This is a genomic window from Leptospira saintgironsiae (assembly GCF_002811765.1).
Classification (GTDB): Bacteria; Spirochaetota; Leptospiria; order Leptospirales; family Leptospiraceae; genus Leptospira_B; species Leptospira_B saintgironsiae.
Genome location: NZ_NPDR01000001.1, coordinates 770145 through 787487 on the forward strand (window position 1 = coordinate 770145; position 17343 = coordinate 787487).

The following is a 17343-nucleotide window of genomic DNA, read 5'->3' on the forward strand; positions in this document are numbered from 1 at the left end:
ATCAGATTCAAGGCCCGAGTGGGAATTTTATTCTTGCAATTTTTGTGCAGTGCATAAAAATGGAGTTAAAAAGGAATAGCAAGGCATGGACAACCAAAAACTAAACGATATAATCAATGCCGGAATTGGGGCCGTCCAGACTTCGAAAGAGATTTTCGATAAACTTCTCCAGGACTTAAACGACGGAAAGGAGAAGGTGGAGCAGAGATTCGACGAATTAAAAGCACAGGGAGAAAAAGACCTGAGCGATAATGCGTTGAAATTCAAAGTTCCTCTGGCTTGGGGAATCGTTAAAATTGAAGAAATTCGTGAGAATATCTTAAAACAATTTTTAAAGAAATGATGGGCGGATTTTTCCCCTCGAATAGGAAACGATCATGTTTCGATTTTCAGAGGGAAAAAATTCAGCTCTAGGCCGCTTTTTACTCTTTCAACTCTCTTCTCTCTTTCTTTTCACTCCATTAAATTCCCAAAATTTTTCTCCAAAGACCATAACGACTAACTCAGAAGAATTGATCCTTGTGACTGAGGTAAGTTCAGGTAAACCCAGATCAGAAAAGGTTTATGGAAACGCTGATTTTCTAAAAAGGGAATATTCTCCTGCTTCTACCTTTAAAACATATTTGGTTTTGTCTTTATTAGAGAATAATATTATCGATCCAAAAGAAAAGATAGAATGTGCAGATAAACATATTCCTAATTCTCCTAGACTTTTGGATTTAAGAGACGCATTGTTTTATTCTTCGAATGATTATTTTGAAAAAGTTTTTCCAAAATTAGGAAAGGAAAAATTGGATCTTACCTTGCATAAGATCGGTTATTTAGAAAATTATAAATCGGATCTTAAAGTTCAAGATTGGTGGATCGATCTTACAGGTTTAAAGCATGGGGGAAGGATTAGATTAACTCCTAAGAGTGTACATTCTTCTTGGTCCAAAATTTTTGAAAATGGTTACGGATTACCTAAAGATCTTATAGAAGAATGGAAAAAGACTCTTTTCTGGTCTGAATGTCCGGAAAAATCGGCTAACGTGTATGGAAAGACCGGTTCTTGGGAAGGAAGTTTTTGGTTCCAAGGTGCCTTGGTCAAATCTGAAAACGATTATATAATTTATACCATCTTAAATAGAAACAAATCTGGATCCAGAACAGGAACAATCATTAGATTTTATGAATTAGCAGGATGCAAGGTTCCGAGTTTGGAATGAACAGGATTAAAAATAGTTTCTTCGGCTTCAGTGTGAAAAGATCAGCAAAGAAAATCAGGAGATACAAACCAAATGATCTGTCCTCCTTGGAATTTTTCGCGGGGAATATTCACTGCAAGCGCAGAACCAGGAGTGAATAGAAAAGATTTTCCTACTCCTGAAATTCCCAAAAGAGTTTCTGCAAACACACTCACATCAGGGCTATGACCCACTAATAGGATCGCATCCGAGTTTGAATTATCTTTAAGAAGAGGACAGATCCGAAAGTAATCTTCGCCGGGAAGAAGGTATTCTGCAGATTCAGTTTCTAATTCTGGTTTTAGGATTTTAGAATAAATTTCCGCTGTGGCCTTTGTGCGAACATAAGGGCTATGATAGATCTTTTTGATCTTGAAACCGGTTTGAAAAAACCGAGCCATCTTTTCTATATCGGTGATTCCTTTAGGAGTAAGGACCCTAGATGAATCTTTGCCGTCTTCTGAATTGGGATCGGCTTCCCCATGTCTGGCTATGATAATCTTCATAGAATAAATGTAAAATTGTGGATACGTGTTCTAATAAAAAGGATTGCTTCGAGAAGCAATGGAACTATCGTTTCCGGCACCTGGTCTAAGGATTTTTGAATGCCTCAATTTGCAATTGAAATAGAGCACCTACGCAAATTTTATCCGAAAGTAAAAGCATTACAAGGAATTGATCTGAAAATTCCGCAAGGTGGGATTTTTGGTCTACTCGGTCAGAATGGAGCCGGTAAAACTACCTTGGTTCGCATCCTACTTGGGTTCTCCAAACAGACCGAAGGTTACTGCAAAGTTTTAGGTTTGGAACCTTCTCCACTTGCTAGAACTAAAATAGGTTATCTTCCAGAAAGAATGGCTGTCCCTACTTATTTGAGTGGGAGAGAATTTTTAGAAGCAAGTTTCAAACTTGCATTGGTACCTTCTTCCATCGCAAAAAAGAAAAGTAATGAATTCCTCGAAAAGTTGGGATTGGCAGAAGCTGCTGATCGAAAAATTTCCACTTACTCCAAGGGAATGTTACAAAGATTGGGGCTTGCAAATGCACTTGGCGCAGAACCTGAACTTTTACTTTTAGATGAGCCCGGTACAGGTTTAGATCCTGCAGGTTATAAAGAATTTCGAGAATTAATTTTAGAGGAGAATAAGAAGAGAGGAGTCACTATTCTAATCAACTCTCATCGTTTATTAGAAGTGGAACAAATTTGTACTGAGATTGGGATCCTTCATAAAGGAAATCTAATGGCTCAGGGTAAGTTGGACGAATTAAAACAAGGAAAGGATAGGATACGTATTCGTTTGGAATCTGCTCCTGAATCCTATCTGGAAGAGATCTCTTTGGAACATAAAAAAGATGGGAAGACTTGGGAAATTCGTCCTAAACCGGATGTGGATCTAAAAAAACTTCCCGCAATTTTAGTGGAGAAGGGTGCAGAAATTTTCCTCTACGAAAGAAAAACTGAATCTTTAGAAGATGTATTCTTCAGGCTTACTCAAGGTACCGAGAATGGAGGATCAAATTGAGCTCTCAAACTGATTTCAAATTTTTTATATCCTCCGCTTTTCAGCAAATAGGAACTCTGCTTCGGCTAACGTTTGTCCAAATTATCAGGCGTAAGGCAATATTCTTTTATTTTTCTCTGCTTGGCTTTTTCCTATTGGGAGAATGGACCTGTACTACTTCTGTAGGAGGAGAGACCAGTCACGGTGTTTCTTCTTATATGTATTTTATCCTGACTTCTTTTTGGAGTTTAGTATTTCTAGTGATCCTAACTTCGGACCTTCTCCGCCAAGACATGGACTCTCAGGTCCATACTTTATGGTTAAGTCGTCCAGTGGATCCGTTCGCTTATGTAGGAAGTAAAGGACTCGCATTGCTAATTTGTGTAGTGATGTTTGTGCTTTTGGCTTTCGGGATCAGCTCTTGGTTCTCTTTGGAAATTCCTTGGGAATTTCTTTGGTATCAGGGAACTATGATGTTGGTTTATTCATTTTTTGTTCTATTGGTTCTTTTGGTGACTCTATTCTCGAACCAATCTCTCGCGATCGTAAGCTCTCTAGGTCTTATACTTTTCAGCTGTATTTTGGATTTTGTAGCCTATAACCAAAACATTGATATGTCAGCAGAGGCGGGCGATGTCAAAAAATTCGTTCTAAAAACGATCTACTGGGTTCTTCCCCAGGTCGGGACTGTTTTTTATCATTCTTTCGCGCTTTTTTTGGGGAAGGCTGATCCTAAAAATTTCTACGGACCTTATTCTTTCGTCCAAGTAGGAGCATGGATCGTAATTTTAAAATCTACACTTTGGTTGACCACTCGACACAAGGAGATTTAGGCCCTAAGGGATTCGGGGAATTTAATCTAGGGTTGACAAAACCTGCTCAGCAGTAGGATATAGCAGGCCCTTCCGCCGAGCGAAAATGAATATAAACTGGTACCATTTCGAAAAGGAAGGATACTATCTGAGCGTTCGTAACGTAAACGAACGCATTGAAAAGCTAAATCCTCTCTATATTCGGTTTACCACTTTGAACAAAAGTGTGGATAAACTAATCAGCGTTCTTTTGGATAGGTACCTTGTCTATTTGGATGCGATCACCCTGAAAGAATCCGTTTTTTCTATCTTAAGAGAAAGCGCGATGAACGCCGTTAAGGCAAATTCCAAACGTATCTTTTTTGCCGAAAACAATCTGAACATTTCCAATCCTGATGATTATGTAAGAGGGATGGCGAATTTCAAAAAGGAAATGATCAAGGACAAGGAACGATATGCTGCCTTGTTGGAAAAAGTTAAATTCCATTGTTTGATCACTCTTGCTTTCAATCGGACTAGCTTTCTGATGAGGGTCTCCAATAACGCTCCTATCATTGCAGAAGAATTAAAACGTGTAGAGAATCGGATCGGCAAGAGTAAAGAGTATAATGACCTGGGCGAGGTTTTTGCGGACCACGCAGACGATACGGAAGGTGCGGGTCTTGGACTTGCAATGTCTCTTCTGATGTTAAAGAATGAAGGGATTACCGCTGATTCTTATAAATTAAAGGCAGAAGGTGGTATCACTTCGGCTTATATAAAAATTCCGTTGGACTTCAAACATAGAAATATTTCTTACCAACGTACCGTTGAAATTATAGCAGAGATAGATAAACTTCCTACATTCCCGGAAAACTTGAATCAGATCATGAGCCTGATCAATAAACCCGATTCTTCTATCCAACAGATCACGGAACAAGTTGGAAGAGACGTTTCCTTATCTACCAATATTTTAAAACTAGCAAACTCTGCTTCTTTTGCACAAGGAAGAAAAGTAGAAACTTTAGATGACGCGATCAAATTGATTGGTCTATCAGAATTAAATAATATTCTTTTGAGTCTTGGAACTAAGAAAATTTTGGAAGAAAGATACAAAGAGTTCGAGCATATCTGGGAAATGTCCAGTCTCTCTGCTTATATTTGCAGAAGGCTCGGAGAAAAAATGGGCTGGAAGAAAACATTCCTTACCAATTTGGTTTGTGCCGCTCTTCTTCATAATATAGGACTTGTACTTTTATTATCTCTCGAAGGAGATACAATCGAAAAGTTAACCGATATCTCCGGCAAAAAACTTTTACCTTCTACCCTTGGGTTGGAAGAAGCTGCACTTGGTATCACCCATACTTCTTTAGGAGGTATGATCTGTGAAAAATGGAATTTTTCAGATACGATCAAGGTTGCTGCAGAATACCATCATAGACCTTTGATGGCTAAAAAAGAATCCAGAGACGTTGTATTTGCGGTCTATTTATCTGATTGGATCATAGATTGTCTGGATGGAAAAGCGGATCCTGCGGCGATCCACTGGGAAGTGCTTCAACATTTCGGTTTTAAAAAAGACGAAGAATGGTTGGAGTTCGGTAAGAAGGTTATAGAAGAATATAAAGCCTTCCAGAAACATTCTACCTGACCGTTTTCTTCTCAAAAAAAACTTTACAACTCTATATAAGCCCGAGAGTCTAAAACTTAAGTTTGCATATGATTGCCTGATTGTTTACAACCTTTTCCTCAAAGGACCCTCGTATCACGAGGGAGTTACATGAAATAGTCTGATTGACTACCTATACTTTTATAGGTTTGGGCAAAATAAATGGATCAAAAACCATCTTTGAATTTATCCGTATGGGATGCGGATAGAGAAAAAGAATTTATCAAAATTTCAGAGGACCTAGGTGTCTCAGACCCGATCTCTGCAAGGATTATCGGAGAACAAGGACAAGAGTTTCGTCTAGAATTAGGAAGTATAAAAGAAGAAGGTACCGGAACACTGACTGGTGCACTTCGCTTTAATGCAGATTCTAGTTTGGATCTTCCTGTCGCAGGGGATTGGGTGCTCGTCACAAAACTAAGCGGAGAAGAATATCTAATCCACAAGGTTCTTCCTAGAAGAAGTTTACTCGTAAGAAAAACCAAAGGAGAAACTTTAAAGCCGGATCCGATCTGCGCAAACATGGATCGAATTTTTCTTTTGCAAGGTTTGGATGGAGACTTCCAACCTCGAAGATTGGAGAGGACTTTAATACAGATCTGGGAGAGTAAGGCAACACCAGTAGTTGTACTTACTAAGAAAGATTTGTATTTGGAAAAAGAAGAAGAACTAAGGGAGAAGATCGAGATCGTTCGAAAATCTTGTCCTGGTGTAGAAGTATTCTCCGTTTCCAATCATAGACGAGAAGGTTTGGAAGAACTGGAAATGTTTTGGAAAGACGGATCCACTTCTGCTTTTATAGGATCTTCCGGAGTCGGCAAATCTTCTCTTCTCAATTTATTGATCGGAGAAAGAATTAGATCAGTAAACGAAGTTAGAGAATCAGATTCAAAAGGAAGACATACCACCACGAATAGATGGATGTTCCGTTTGGATTCCGGTGCTTGGATCTTGGACACTCCAGGTATGAGGGAGATCCAACTTTGGTCCGACGGTTCTGGTCTGGAAGAGACCTTTCCTGAAATTTTCGAAGAAGCTTCTAATTGTAGATTCCAAGATTGTTCCCATATCAGTGAGCCTGATTGTGGAGTAAAACTTGCGATCGACTCAGGAAAAATTTCGGAAGAAAGATTCAAAAGTTATTTGAAACTCAAAAGAGAATTGGAAAGGACTGCGAACTTGAGCTCTCCAAATTCAGTTGAATTCAGAGAACAAAAAGCAAAGTGGAAATCTATCCACAAAGAACAAAAAAGAATGCAACAACAACGAGACCGAGAAAGATATCGTTAGTTTTTGAGAAGAGCAGGGGAGATTCTCCTCTGCTCTTTTAATTGATCGGAAAACGATCTATAATCTTGTAAAAATCTTCTGCGTTTAATTCTTCAGGCCTTTTGTCTAAGGAAATTCCTGCAGATTCTATACATTCTTTTAATTTAGATCTTAAATTTTCTTCGGAGATTGGAAGAGGAAGGCCGTTCGGATAAAAAGAGTCTAATGGAGCTTCTTTGATAGAAGAACCTATCTTTTTTCTTTTTCCCCAAAATAAGGTTCTACATAAAATTTCTAAAACTTGGTAGGATTCCTTTTTAGAAAATCTTTTGTTTGAAATAAATGTAAGTACACTTGAATCCACATTTGGAGAAGGATAAAAACATCCAGCCTTGATTGTTTTTTTGCTCTGGAATTTTCCATAAGCTCCTGCATAAATTGAAAGAGAAGAAATTTCCTTAGTAATCCTTTGGGCGAATTCTTTTTGGACTAAAAAAACTGCTCCTTGTAAATTTGGGAGTTTTTCCAAAGAAAGAAGTATAAGTTCAGAAGTGATATAATAAGGCAGGTTACCGAATAAAAAGCAGGAATTCTTTTCCTGATCTGATAATGTGTCTCTTGCATCTCCTAAAATGATCTCTGTTCCCGGAAGGAATTCATTTAGCCATTTATAATATACTGGATCTATCTCGTACAATCTTAGCTTTTTGCCGAGTCCGTAAAGTATATGAGAAAGTGCCCCAAGACCTGGACCGATTTCCAAGATAAGTTCTGATTTTTGTAGAAGTTCTGGTCCCGCACTGGAAAACAAAGTTTTCACAGCGTTTGGATCTATTAGAAAGTTTTGCCCCCATTTTTTAAGAGGAGCCGAAGATCTTTCGGATAAAAATTCCCGGATCACATTTGGTTTATAAAACGGGTATTCCGGGGAGCTCATCACTTCCAATAAACTTCCAACCGGGAGCGATTCCAAGCTGTTTTCTAAATCGATTCCATTCTCTCGGATCTTCTTTCATCCCAAATCTTGGAAGGAGCAGTATGATCCCTTCTCCGCTTTTTGTTCTGTTTGTTAATAGGAGAAGTGAATCTTTTCCAATATCAAATCGGATCAGTTTTTGGCCAGGATCTGGCAAATGAAATTCTACTAATTTAGGAGTTAAGGTCCATTTTTCAAAACCAGCAATCTTCGGTTTTTCTTTCCCTCCGTATTTCAGGGATAGATTTTGATTTCTTTTCAAACATTCAGAAATCCAATCCAGACAGGATTCGTGTTCGATGTAGATCTCATTTAAGGTTTTTGAATTTCCACAGAATCTTTCCGGATCTTTTCCCAAAGACTTATATAGAATTTTAGAACTATACTTACATCTTCCTGCTAGAACCAATCTGTTCTTTTCTTGGAGAAAGAAGGTGAATCGATCTCCGAAAAATACATCCGGAAGCCTAATCCAAGTGGAAGAATTTGCTAATAGAAATTGGAAACCGCAGCAAATACAAAATCCGAGGATCCAGATCTTTTTGGAGAGCGCTACTTTGTTAGTTTTATCCTTTACCGAATTAGAAAGATCTAATATGGAATTTTCTATTTTGCCAGAAGGGAGTAATTTCCAAAGAAATAAAAAGATTAGGAATAAAAACCAAATTCCTAATCCGAAAAATTTTGTATTACCTCTATAATAATGTATCCAATTCCAATCTGATTCTCCCCAATAGAGAGTTGTTTTTTCTAGTATTTCCAAAAGAAATAAAACGATCTGCCAGATGGGTCGGGCAAATAAGGAAAGACATATTGTTTCCAATACTAAAGAAAAATATAATAAAGGAAGTAAGATCCCGCAGATCGGAACTAAGATCAGATTTAAGCCTAAAGATCCGAAACTATAACTACCAAAATAATAAATTAAAGAAGGTAAAGTGCCTATTCCCGCGGACAAGGAAACTAAAAGATTTTCTCTCCAAAATCCAATAAATCTAGTTAAGATCGTTTTATCTTCTGCTGCCGGAGGGAGACATTTTTGAAAACAAGGGAGCAAAAGTAAAATGCCCGAAACCGCTCCAAAAGAAAGTAAAAATGAGACTCCAAAAGAACGAACAGGATCCCAAATATAAACTATTCCAGCAGAAGCGATTAATAGATCTGCCGGTTTAGATTTTCTGAAAAACAAAGATTGTAAAAGTATCCACGCAGAAAATATCCAAGCCCTCGCAAGTGAAATTGGAAAACCTAAACATGCTAAATACAATAGTCCAAATAATACAGGAAGTATTCTCGGAATATAATATCCTAAGAAAGGAATTCGTTTTAATACAGCGAACATACATCCTATTAAAATCCCGAGGTGTAAGCCGGAGGCGGCGAATAAATGTAAAATTCCTCCTTCTTTAGCATTCTTTTTGAATTCTTTATCTAAACCTTTTGCGTCTCCTAAAACTAAACCTATAGAAATTTCTCTGGCTCTACCTTCTATCTTTGCTTTGTCCAAGACTTGATTGATCTTTTGGGAGAATTCTTTTTTCCAAGTACTGGATTTTTCTAAAAGAGGGGCGGATCTTTTTGTATAACCACAAATTGCCAGAACAAAAAATAGGATCACTCCCCAAGAAAGACACGGGATCTTTTTGCCAAAGAATAAACTCGAGAATAGTATTATATTAATTGAATGTATTGCGCCCCAGGCTAAGACCAGGTCTGGAAAAAAAGTATCTAAAAATAAGGTGGATAGAAGCCCTAGGACAAGATAGGAAAATAAGGAGGAGGGAATCCAGTCCTGGTAGTTTTGTTCCAAGTATTCGCCCATACGAATACCTGTTTTGGAGAATTTGAATTGTGTGCGGAATTCTCATTCCGCTATAAATTTTGCTATTAAACCGAAACTTTTGAGATTCCGATTCCCAGCTTTCCTCTTACATTATCTAGGATCTGAGAAGAAGCCGCTCTCGCTTTGTCCGATCCTTTTTTCATTACGGATCTTACATAAGCAGGGTCTGCTGCAATCTTCTCTCTTTCCTTTCGATAAGGACCGAAATAATCTAATACAGTTTCTAATAATGCTTTTTTGAGATCTCCATAACCAGTTCCTGGGTTTGTGAATCTGGATTGAAGATCTCTTTTCCCGGATTCATCTAAGAAGAGAGAATGGATAGAGTATATTATACTTTTCTCATAATCTTTCGCTTCGTCTACTCCTGCAGAATCAGTTAGGATCCCCATTACGGATTTTTTTAACTTCTTCTCATCATCAAAAAAGTTAATCGTATTTCCATAAGACTTGGACATTTTCGCGCCGTCCACTCCTGGCACGATCGCAGTCTCTTCGTCTATTTCAGGTTCAGGAAGTTTGAAAGTTTCTCCATATTGAGAGTTAAACTTCTCTGCTATATCTCTTGCGTATTCTAAATGTTGTTTTTGGTCTTTTCCTACTGGAACCTTATCGCTATTAAATGCGAGAATGTCGGCTGCCATTAAAACTGGATAAAAGAAAAGTCCCCCGCTTGGAACGATTCCTTTCGCGACTTTATCTTTATAAGAGTGTGCCAATTCCAATTTAGGAACTGTTATGGACATGCTAAGATACCAGGTGAGTTCAGTAACTTCTGGAACTTCTGATTGGATCCAGAATGCACATTTGTCTGGATCGATCCCGAGTGCTAAAAAATCACAAACGGCATCATAAGTATTTTCTGTTTGGTTTTTTGCAGAACTAAAAGTGGTTAATGCGTGTAGGTCAGCTACAAAACAAAATAGATCAGACTTGTTTTGATAATCGACTAACTTGCGTATAACAGAGAAGTAATTTCCTAAATGTAATTTACCAGAAGGTTGTACCCCGGTCAATATCCTCATTGTTCCTCCGAGGGAGCGAATCGGTTTTGTGGATCGTCGAAAGTTTTTCCGGACAGACGTTCATACTCTGCTTTTAATGCGTTGAGTTCTGCATCCAATTTTCTATGAGCTGTCAGTTTGTTTACAGTAAACTTGTCTTTATAGATGACTGCGTAGTTAAATAATAACTGAGCCATATCCACAAAAACGTATTCCAAAGTTTTACTGTTTAAACGATTTCCGGATACCATCGTGGAATCATAAAATGGAAGAAATCTATGAAGGACTTTCACTTCTTCTAATACTTTTTCTTTAGAAGCTAAAACTCTTTCGTTCAACTGTCCTTTGGCTTCGTAATCTTTTGCCAATAAGTGGTTCTCAACCAATACGTTGATCCTCTCTGCGAATTTTCCCATAAAAGCAGAAGCTTCCGCAAGTAATCTTAATAAGTTTACTGTGATCTGGTCTTCTACTGAGCCGCCGGAAGTGTTTTGGTTAAAATTGGAGAAGGTATACTGAAAGCTAGGATACTTTTTATTAAACGCATCCAATTGTCTGAGAAGATTATTAATCTCTTCTATCTCAGTTTTGAATAAGCCTGGTTGGGTTACTAACACATCTCTGTTATGATTTTTGGTCCCTATCTTAACTGTTCCCTCTAAGAGAGGAGTGTAACAGGATTGAAAGTCACGGAGAAGTATATGGATCAGCTTATGAGGCATTCCCTTGTAAGAAGACTTGAACGCAGCTGAGTTCATATTCTCAGGCATATGATGAGCGAAATAATCATCCACGACACCGTTCAAAAAGTCGAAAGAAATTTTTCCGTTATCATCTATTTTGAAATAACGTTGTCTTAAACCGTGTAACTCTTCTTTTTTATTCATTCTTGTCAGAATATCGTCTGACAATTTGATCAATGTTGTTTCTACTTCCTTGGTTATGTCCGGAGATCCCTGGAATTTGGTTTCATTAATCGGAGGAACATTCAAAGAATCTAATATTTCTTCCCAGCCAATTACCTTTTTGTTGGAAACAACATAGAATGCTCGGATTGCATCCGTAAGTTTAGGTCTTCCGTTTTCCAGATTTAATCCGTAATTCAATCCAGAGATGATAGAAGGAAGTTTTACAGATAATTTTTCGTCCTTCTTCACTAACTCAGGAACATGGCCTAGGATAATATCTCTGGCGTCATTTCTGGAAAGATGGCGTGCGTAATACATCTGCATCTTCAAAGATCTGTTCAAAAAGATCTCTGGAGAAATTTCATCGATGAATAGTGAATCTAATGAGATGAAGTTATTAAAAAATTTATTAAAATTCAAGACTACATTATAAACCAAAGGTCTCCAATGTCTCCAGCCTTGGCTTTCTGCAAGTCTGAGAGCTTGTAATGTGGAGATGATCTGATCTTCTTTTAATGCTTTGAATAATCTTTCTACAGAAGGAGCGATCTTTGAATTTCTTCCTAAGAAACCGACTTCGACTGTTCCGGTGTCTTTCGCAAATTTTGTAATATTCGCATTTCCACCGAAAAGGTTGGCAAGAAATCCGAGGCCTGGTCCAGCATCCGGTTGTTTTTTTACAGGCTTAGGTGCTGTTTTGGAAGCAGAGGAAGATTGAGAAGATTTGGAAGACTTGTCCTCTCCTTCAGGTTTTTTATCTGATTCTTCTTTCTTCTTCTGTTCGAACTCTTCGTCGACTTTTTTCATCAAGTCGATACGTATAAATATATCGTTCGATTTTTGTATGACTTCGTCTATCTTCTGTTGATGTTCCGGAGAACGTGTCTTTCGATAGAGGTCTGCGAAGACCTTATGGGCGTCTGTGCGAGAAGTAGACAAACTTATTCCCTCTCGTTAAGCGGGTTCTCCACAATTTGCGCGTTTGCAGGTGCTCCGAAATTGAAGAGAGACGCAGGTAAACCTATACCGGTTTGGACTCCGGAAAAACTTACTGAGGTATATTCTCCGGTGGATCTGCTCTTCATTCTGAGAGAACGAGGAGTGTTATCCGGGCCTAAAGTGACTACAATCTCTTCGTAAGTCCTTGTCGCGGATTTTAGTCGAAGTGAACCTCCCACTGGAGTTACTTCTTCGTATCCGGAGAGTAGGCCGGCCATTCCACCAGTCATACCTTTTACGTCTTGTTTTCCTACAATTCCTCTGGAAGGGGAATAAAACCAAAGATAACGTCCGTTGGAGGCAATAACCCTTCCATCCGAAAATTTTACATGTATATGATTTGGTCTTTGATAAGAAAGAGTTCCGGTGAGTTCGTTATTGATCGTAATACTCGCCCGAAAGCTGGAAATTTCGGCCATCTTTCCGATGACGCCGTTTAACCTTTCCTTGCCAGGATCGGATAAAATAGAAGTGCCGCAGACCAGTAGAGCTGCGGCACCCAAAAAGGATAATATACCCTTGGATGAAGCCATAATCGTTCCTACTATGGCTTCATTAGACGAAATTATCCAAGTACTTTTTTAAACTCGTCGGTTAGTGCCGGTACGACTTCAAAAAGGTCTCCTACGACTCCGTAGGTAGCTACTTTGAAGATTGGAGCGTCTCCATCCTTGTTAATAGCCACGATATACTTAGAAGAGCCCATTCCGGCCAAGTGCTGGATCGCTCCGGAAATTCCGCATGCGATATAGCAGTTCGGGGAAACGGTTTTACCAGTTTGACCCACTTGATGGCTATGAGAAATCCAGCCAGCATCGACCGCAGCACGGGAAGCTCCTAAAGCTGCGCCTAAAATGTCCGCCAAACCTTGGAGAACAGGCCAGTTTTCAGGTCCTTTAATTCCGCGTCCACCAGATACGATGATAGAAGCTTCTGCCAATTGAACTTTGTTCCCGCCGCTTAGGTCGGAAGAAACGATTTTAACTTTCGCATCTCCTGCGGATGGACTTGCAGCTTCAGCAGCGCCTGCTCCAGCTTTTTGTACTACTTCTTGAGAGTTTGGACGAACAGTGAAAATAGCGATTGGGCTGGTAACTTTGAAATTACCGTATGCTTTTCCAGAGTAGATTGGCTTTTTAGCCACTACTTTTCCGCCGTCTACAGAAAGACCAACTGCGTCAGCAATGATCCCTGCTCCTACTTTTACAGCTACTCTTGGAGAATAATCTTTTCCTTGAGAAGTGTGAGGAACTAAAACTACAGAAGGATTTTTTTCCTTAATAACTCCGGCTACTAAATTCGCCCAAGTTTCTGCGTTGAAGTCTCCTGCATTTACAGTAACTACGCTGTCTGCTCCGACTGCTCCCAGGTCTCCTGCGAATTTTTCAACTCCGGATCCGATGAGAAGAGCGGTAACTTTTCCTCCGAGTGCGTCCGCAATTTTGCGGCCAGCGGAAGTGATTTCTTTGGAGATCTTTTTGAGTTCTCCGTTTTTGAGTTCGCCTACGATTAAAACGTTGCTCACGGGTGTTCTCCTTAGATAACCTTAGCTTCTTCGCGAAGAGCTTTTACTAATTGTTCAGCGTAACCTTTCGCATCAGCCGCTTCTAACTTGCGACCAGGAATACGAGGTGGAGGTGGCTCCAATGCTACTACTTCAATTTTACTTGCAGGGTTTCCTAAATCAGCTGGTGTTTTGGTTTCGATAGGCTTTTTCTTAGCTGCCATCAAACCTTTCAAGTTAGGATAACGAGGTTCGTTTAATCCTTTTTGAGCAGTGATTGCTACTGGTAGGCTGGTTTCCACAACTTGGGTTCCACCTTCTACCTCTTTAGTAGCTTTTACGGAAGTTCCGCTAATCTCTAAACTAACTGCGAAAGAAATATGAGCGATTCCAAGTCCTTCTGCAACTTGGATCACTACTTGGGAACTATCGCTATCGATAGATTGGCGTCCGCCGATGATGATGTCTGCATTTTCAGCTTTCGCGAAATTTGCGATCAGTTCTGCGGTTAAAACGGTGTCGAAAGGAACGTAATTGTCCACTTTGATTTGAACGGCACGGTCCGCTCCCATTGCGTATGCTTGGCGTAAAGACTCTTGAACGCGATCTGGTCCTAGAGAGACTGCAATAACCTCTCCACCATTTTTTTCACGTAATCTAAGTCCCTCTTCAATTGCGAATTCGTCGTACGGAGAGATAATCCATTTAATTCCGGCTTCATTGATGGACTTGTCCCCGACTTTGATATTCGTTTCGGTGTCAGGCACCTGTTTCACTAAAACGATGATCTTCATGAACTTTCGTTCTCCAAATTAATTAATAGGGCTATAAACACGAAATTTCTGAAAAGCTTGAATGCAAACTACTTTTTTGCACGTATTCCGGAAATCTCGCCTATCGAAACAGAATGAGTGTTCTGCTCCAAAAATAGATCCAAAATAATCCTAAAATGATAACCAACACATTGGCATCTGATTGCAGGAAGAAGGTTAGCCCCCAAAAAAACGGCAAAAGGAAAAAGCTGATCAGGAATAAGAACCAGATCCAGGACTTTCCGCTAAAAGGGGTAGCGAATGATGCCTCGATCTCTGAGCGGATCTCTTCTAAACTTTTGGGAAATTTTCCTAGATTGCGGATCGCAAGAACCAAAGCGAGAAGGCAAATCAAAGTTAATACGACAGAATACAGCATGTTTATCCTCGTTCAGGGAATTCTAGATAATTGCAGGGACTTAAGAACCGCTTGCCTGTCCTTTTTGGTATGGAATCTGATCTGCACATCATCTGTTTCTGGATTTTCTACAGAAAATTCGATCTTCATCTTCTTATCATCCCCGATACCTAAGGACTCAGGAAAGATTACGGAAGAAGATTGGTTAGCAGTTACGCTGAAAGTTGCCTGGTCTAAGGCTTCTCCTTCGAATTCTACCCTGAATTTTCCTTTAGGATCATTCGGAATATAATGATCGTAGGCTTTTACTTCTTCGTAAACATTTGGTTGGATCTTACGTTCAGATCTTATCGTTTTCAGCTTATAAGTGTATTCAGAAGGATCTAGAGAGACTGATTTTTTTGCCTGAATAGAAGTTTTAGGATCTAATCCTAATTTATAAACCTGTAAGAAAGTTCCTCTGTATAGTAGCGTATCCGGGTAACGATTCACAGTATCCACAGGATAATTTCCTTCTAAATGGATCTTATCAACTTTTTCTAAAGTAACCGACCCATCTTCTAGGTTAAAGTCTTCGTCGATCAGATAGACATTCCAACCGGATGCGATTAGTTTATTTGCCTTTTCTAAAAACGGGCGGGTCTTACGGATAAGATAAGTGTCTTTCCCACTTAAATAACGAAGAGGACTAGCGAGGTCTTCTTTTTTAGTAAAATAAATTGCCTTTTCGCTTGGAAGGGATATTGATAATCTTTCGAATTCTTCAGAATAACCGGATAACATTCTCTCGAAAAATATCAATCTATCTCTATTATAAAGATGATAGAGATAACCTGCAAAAACTAAAACGATCAGAGCGAGCTTAATTACCTGCTGTTTGATAGGTAAAGAATAAAGCCCCATGACTCCCATAATGCATAAAAAGGGAACAGGAAATAAAACCCAACGTCTAGATGCCCAGAAATGATCCGGATAAATACTTGGTTCGTAAAAATAAATAAAAGAAAGAAGAGAACCTAATAAAAGGAATACCAAAGATCCAGAAGATTGTTTTCGGAAGACTAATAGATCGTAACCCCCGATACCAAGCAACACTAGAAGCAAAGGAACATAAAGTAAGAAGAATAAGAATCCATTCTTTTTAAAATATGCAAAGTCATTAATTGTATCAGAATTGCTGATCACTGGTTGGATAGAATATCCGAATACGATCAAAATAAGAAAGAAACAGAATGAAAGAACTCGTAGAGTATTCCTGTTTTTGAGGACAGTATTTCTGATGAACTCAATGAAAATGCTTCCTCTTTTTAGATGAGGCAAAATAAATAAGCCTAATAAAAATAAAGAGAAGAAGGCGCAAAGTATAGTCAGTTTAAGTAATTGTTTCGTTCTCCATAGATCTACCATGTACGGTTTGGAATTAATATAACCGTGTAAGATGCTTAAGATTGAAATTACCGAGTACCCAAAAAGAAAGTTAAGTCCTTTCTCTAGAGATTTTTTTCTTAAGAATAATAGATAGCCTACAAAGATCACAATTGCAGGGAAATATATTAAGCTATCGATCCGATTAAAGCTGCTTAATCCTAAAATTCCGCCTGCAAAGAACATCCATCCTTTGTTCTTCCGAAAAAAATAAAGAGCTAAATACGAAGAGAATAAGATCAGCAATTGCCCTAACGGTTCGGACAGAGTTGTCCTAACATTCCAAAGTTGGGCCGGATTGAATGCACAGAAAAAAACTGCGACCAATGCTCCCCAGGGCCCTATCCATTTTTTTACGATCAGAAATATAAATACTAAGGATAATACTGCGAATATTGAATTCACTCGGAACATCGCATCTAATCCGAATAGATCAGCAGACAGCGCTAAATAAGTGGGGAAGAGGGGATAGAAGCGGGGAGACAGAGAACCAATTGGAATAGTTGGGTCTTGAGGAGAATGGTCGGAATGGATCGCAGGATAACCGTAAATGATATTATTCCCTAAAACCTGAGTTAGGTCTTGGTAACGGAAATCATCGAAATTCAGACCGCCTGTTTTCTGGATCTTACTTCCAAAAACTACATATACTCCGTGGTCTCTATCTCCTTTGATATATTCAATTGGAAAAAGAGAATACATTGCTCCCGCACTTAAGAGTAATAAAGCGAGAATAATGTTAGTAAATAAATTTCTGGAGTTATTCCAGCCTAAAACTGGATTCAATCTCAGATCAATCTTACGAAAGAATATGTATCCGATGAATGATCCGGAAACTAAAAGTTGGATCAATGCGACAGATAGAATTTTGTAAGACTCAAAAGAAACTAAAAGAAGTGCAATGGACCCTGCGGTTAAAATGGAAAGGGTAATGGAGACTAAGTTTCTGGATAGGGGTTGTGGAAGTCCTTTTTTATGAAGAATGACCGATATAAAATAAGCATTTAGAATGATGCCTAAAAAAAATAAGAAATTTACCAAGGAAACCACTGCCTAA

Annotated in this window: 16 protein-coding genes; 6 read left to right on the forward strand and 10 right to left on the reverse strand. The window is 38.8% G+C overall.

The genetic code is table 11. The annotated features are described in order from the left end of the window. Positions 1-85: 85 nt before the first annotated feature. Together CH362_RS03575 and CH362_RS03580 are read left to right on the forward strand one after the other, a co-directional pair. On the forward strand, positions 86-343 hold the full coding sequence (locus CH362_RS03575; RefSeq protein WP_100705174.1) for an LIMLP_16025 family protein: 258 nt from the start codon (positions 86-88) through the stop codon (positions 341-343). Positions 344-377: 34 nt separating this feature from the next. After that, positions 378-1208 (forward strand): penicillin-binding transpeptidase domain-containing protein, encoded by an 831-nt coding sequence (locus CH362_RS03580; protein WP_100708947.1) that lies wholly within the window; start codon positions 378-380, stop codon positions 1206-1208. 41 nt (positions 1209-1249) lie between these two features. Here the strand turns inward: CH362_RS03580 and sixA are convergent, their stop codons facing one another. Next, positions 1250-1732: a phosphohistidine phosphatase SixA gene (gene sixA, locus CH362_RS03585; protein WP_100708948.1), complete on the reverse strand. Its 483-nt coding sequence runs from the start codon at positions 1730-1732 to the stop codon at positions 1250-1252. Between the two features lie 99 nt (positions 1733-1831). Between sixA and CH362_RS03590 the strand changes: the two genes are divergently transcribed. The 4 genes from CH362_RS03590 to rsgA all read left to right on the forward strand — a co-directional run bounded on the left by CH362_RS03590 (position 1832) and on the right by rsgA (position 6478). Then, entirely contained in the window at positions 1832-2749 is a 918-nt protein-coding gene (locus tag CH362_RS03590) for an ABC transporter ATP-binding protein (protein ID WP_100708949.1), read from the forward strand. Next, entirely contained in the window at positions 2746-3561 is an 816-nt protein-coding gene (locus tag CH362_RS03595; protein WP_100708950.1) for an ABC transporter permease, read from the forward strand. Before CH362_RS03590 ends, CH362_RS03595 begins: the two co-directional genes overlap by 4 nt. An 85-nt stretch (positions 3562-3646) precedes the next feature. Continuing rightward, the gene (locus CH362_RS03600; RefSeq protein WP_100708951.1) at positions 3647-5170 is read left to right on the forward strand and encodes an HDOD domain-containing protein; all 1524 of its coding nucleotides are present in this window, start codon (positions 3647-3649) and stop codon (positions 5168-5170) included. 180 nt (positions 5171-5350) lie between these two features. Next, positions 5351-6478, forward strand: coding sequence for a ribosome small subunit-dependent GTPase A (gene rsgA / locus CH362_RS03605; protein WP_100708952.1), 1128 nt, complete (start codon positions 5351-5353; stop codon positions 6476-6478). A 37-nt stretch (positions 6479-6515) separates the two neighbouring features. On the opposite strand, the gene rsmA is transcribed toward rsgA, so the two are convergent. From rsmA to CH362_RS03650, 9 genes are all read right to left on the reverse strand, one after another. Then, positions 6516-7394 carry a 16S rRNA (adenine(1518)-N(6)/adenine(1519)-N(6))-dimethyltransferase RsmA gene (gene rsmA, locus CH362_RS03610; RefSeq protein WP_165780223.1) on the reverse strand — a complete coding sequence of 293 codons (879 nt, stop codon included), beginning with the start codon at positions 7392-7394 and terminating at the stop codon, positions 6516-6518. After that, positions 7366-9255: a ComEC/Rec2 family competence protein gene (locus CH362_RS03615; protein WP_100708954.1), complete on the reverse strand. Its 1890-nt coding sequence runs from the start codon at positions 9253-9255 to the stop codon at positions 7366-7368. The genes rsmA and CH362_RS03615 overlap by 29 nt, the downstream gene beginning before the upstream one ends. 65 nt (positions 9256-9320) lie before the next feature. Beyond that, positions 9321-10301, reverse strand: a complete 981-nt coding sequence (trpS, locus tag CH362_RS03620; RefSeq protein ID WP_100708955.1) for a tryptophan--tRNA ligase — start codon at positions 10299-10301, stop codon at positions 9321-9323. Then, the gene (locus CH362_RS03625) at positions 10298-12127 is read right to left on the reverse strand and encodes a hypothetical protein (RefSeq protein WP_100708956.1); all 1830 of its coding nucleotides are present in this window, start codon (positions 12125-12127) and stop codon (positions 10298-10300) included. Before CH362_RS03625 ends, trpS begins: the two co-directional genes overlap by 4 nt. Positions 12128-12129: 2 nt before the next feature. Then, positions 12130-12720: a LolA family protein gene (locus CH362_RS03630; protein WP_100708957.1), complete on the reverse strand. Its 591-nt coding sequence runs from the start codon at positions 12718-12720 to the stop codon at positions 12130-12132. 32 nt (positions 12721-12752) lie between these two features. After that, positions 12753-13712: an electron transfer flavoprotein subunit alpha/FixB family protein gene (locus CH362_RS03635; RefSeq protein WP_100708958.1), complete on the reverse strand. Its 960-nt coding sequence runs from the start codon at positions 13710-13712 to the stop codon at positions 12753-12755. Between the two features lie 11 nt (positions 13713-13723). Beyond that, entirely contained in the window at positions 13724-14485 is a 762-nt protein-coding gene (locus tag CH362_RS03640; protein ID WP_100708959.1) for an electron transfer flavoprotein subunit beta/FixA family protein, read from the reverse strand. A gap of 100 nt (positions 14486-14585) precedes the next feature. Beyond that, positions 14586-14882: an LIC10362 family protein gene (locus CH362_RS03645; RefSeq protein WP_100708960.1), complete on the reverse strand. Its 297-nt coding sequence runs from the start codon at positions 14880-14882 to the stop codon at positions 14586-14588. Between the two features lie 12 nt (positions 14883-14894). Then, the gene (locus CH362_RS03650) at positions 14895-17336 is read right to left on the reverse strand and encodes a glycosyltransferase family 39 protein (RefSeq protein WP_100708961.1); all 2442 of its coding nucleotides are present in this window, start codon (positions 17334-17336) and stop codon (positions 14895-14897) included. Positions 17337-17343 lie beyond the last annotated feature (7 nt).

What these genes read in the sequence shown, in the direction of transcription:
- CH362_RS03575 (WP_100705174.1), top strand. Translation starts at nt 86, where the DNA reads ATGGACAACCAAAAACTAAACGATATAATCAATGCCGGAATTGGGGCC.
- CH362_RS03580 (WP_100708947.1), top strand. Translation starts at nt 378, where the DNA reads ATGTTTCGATTTTCAGAGGGAAAAAATTCAGCTCTAGGCCGCTTTTTA.
- sixA (WP_100708948.1), bottom strand. Translation starts at nt 1,732, where the DNA reads ATGAAGATTATCATAGCCAGACATGGGGAAGCCGATCCCAATTCAGAA.
- CH362_RS03590 (WP_100708949.1), top strand. Translation starts at nt 1,832, where the DNA reads ATGCCTCAATTTGCAATTGAAATAGAGCACCTACGCAAATTTTATCCG.
- CH362_RS03600 (WP_100708951.1), top strand. Translation starts at nt 3,647, where the DNA reads ATGAATATAAACTGGTACCATTTCGAAAAGGAAGGATACTATCTGAGC.
- rsgA (WP_100708952.1), top strand. Translation starts at nt 5,351, where the DNA reads ATGGATCAAAAACCATCTTTGAATTTATCCGTATGGGATGCGGATAGA.
- rsmA (WP_165780223.1), bottom strand. Translation starts at nt 7,394, where the DNA reads ATGAGCTCCCCGGAATACCCGTTTTATAAACCAAATGTGATCCGGGAA.
- CH362_RS03615 (WP_100708954.1), bottom strand. Translation starts at nt 9,255, where the DNA reads ATGGGCGAATACTTGGAACAAAACTACCAGGACTGGATTCCCTCCTCC.
- trpS (WP_100708955.1), bottom strand. Translation starts at nt 10,301, where the DNA reads ATGAGGATATTGACCGGGGTACAACCTTCTGGTAAATTACATTTAGGA.
- CH362_RS03630 (WP_100708957.1), bottom strand. Translation starts at nt 12,720, where the DNA reads ATGGCTTCATCCAAGGGTATATTATCCTTTTTGGGTGCCGCAGCTCTA.
- CH362_RS03640 (WP_100708959.1), bottom strand. Translation starts at nt 14,485, where the DNA reads ATGAAGATCATCGTTTTAGTGAAACAGGTGCCTGACACCGAAACGAAT.
- CH362_RS03645 (WP_100708960.1), bottom strand. Translation starts at nt 14,882, where the DNA reads ATGCTGTATTCTGTCGTATTAACTTTGATTTGCCTTCTCGCTTTGGTT.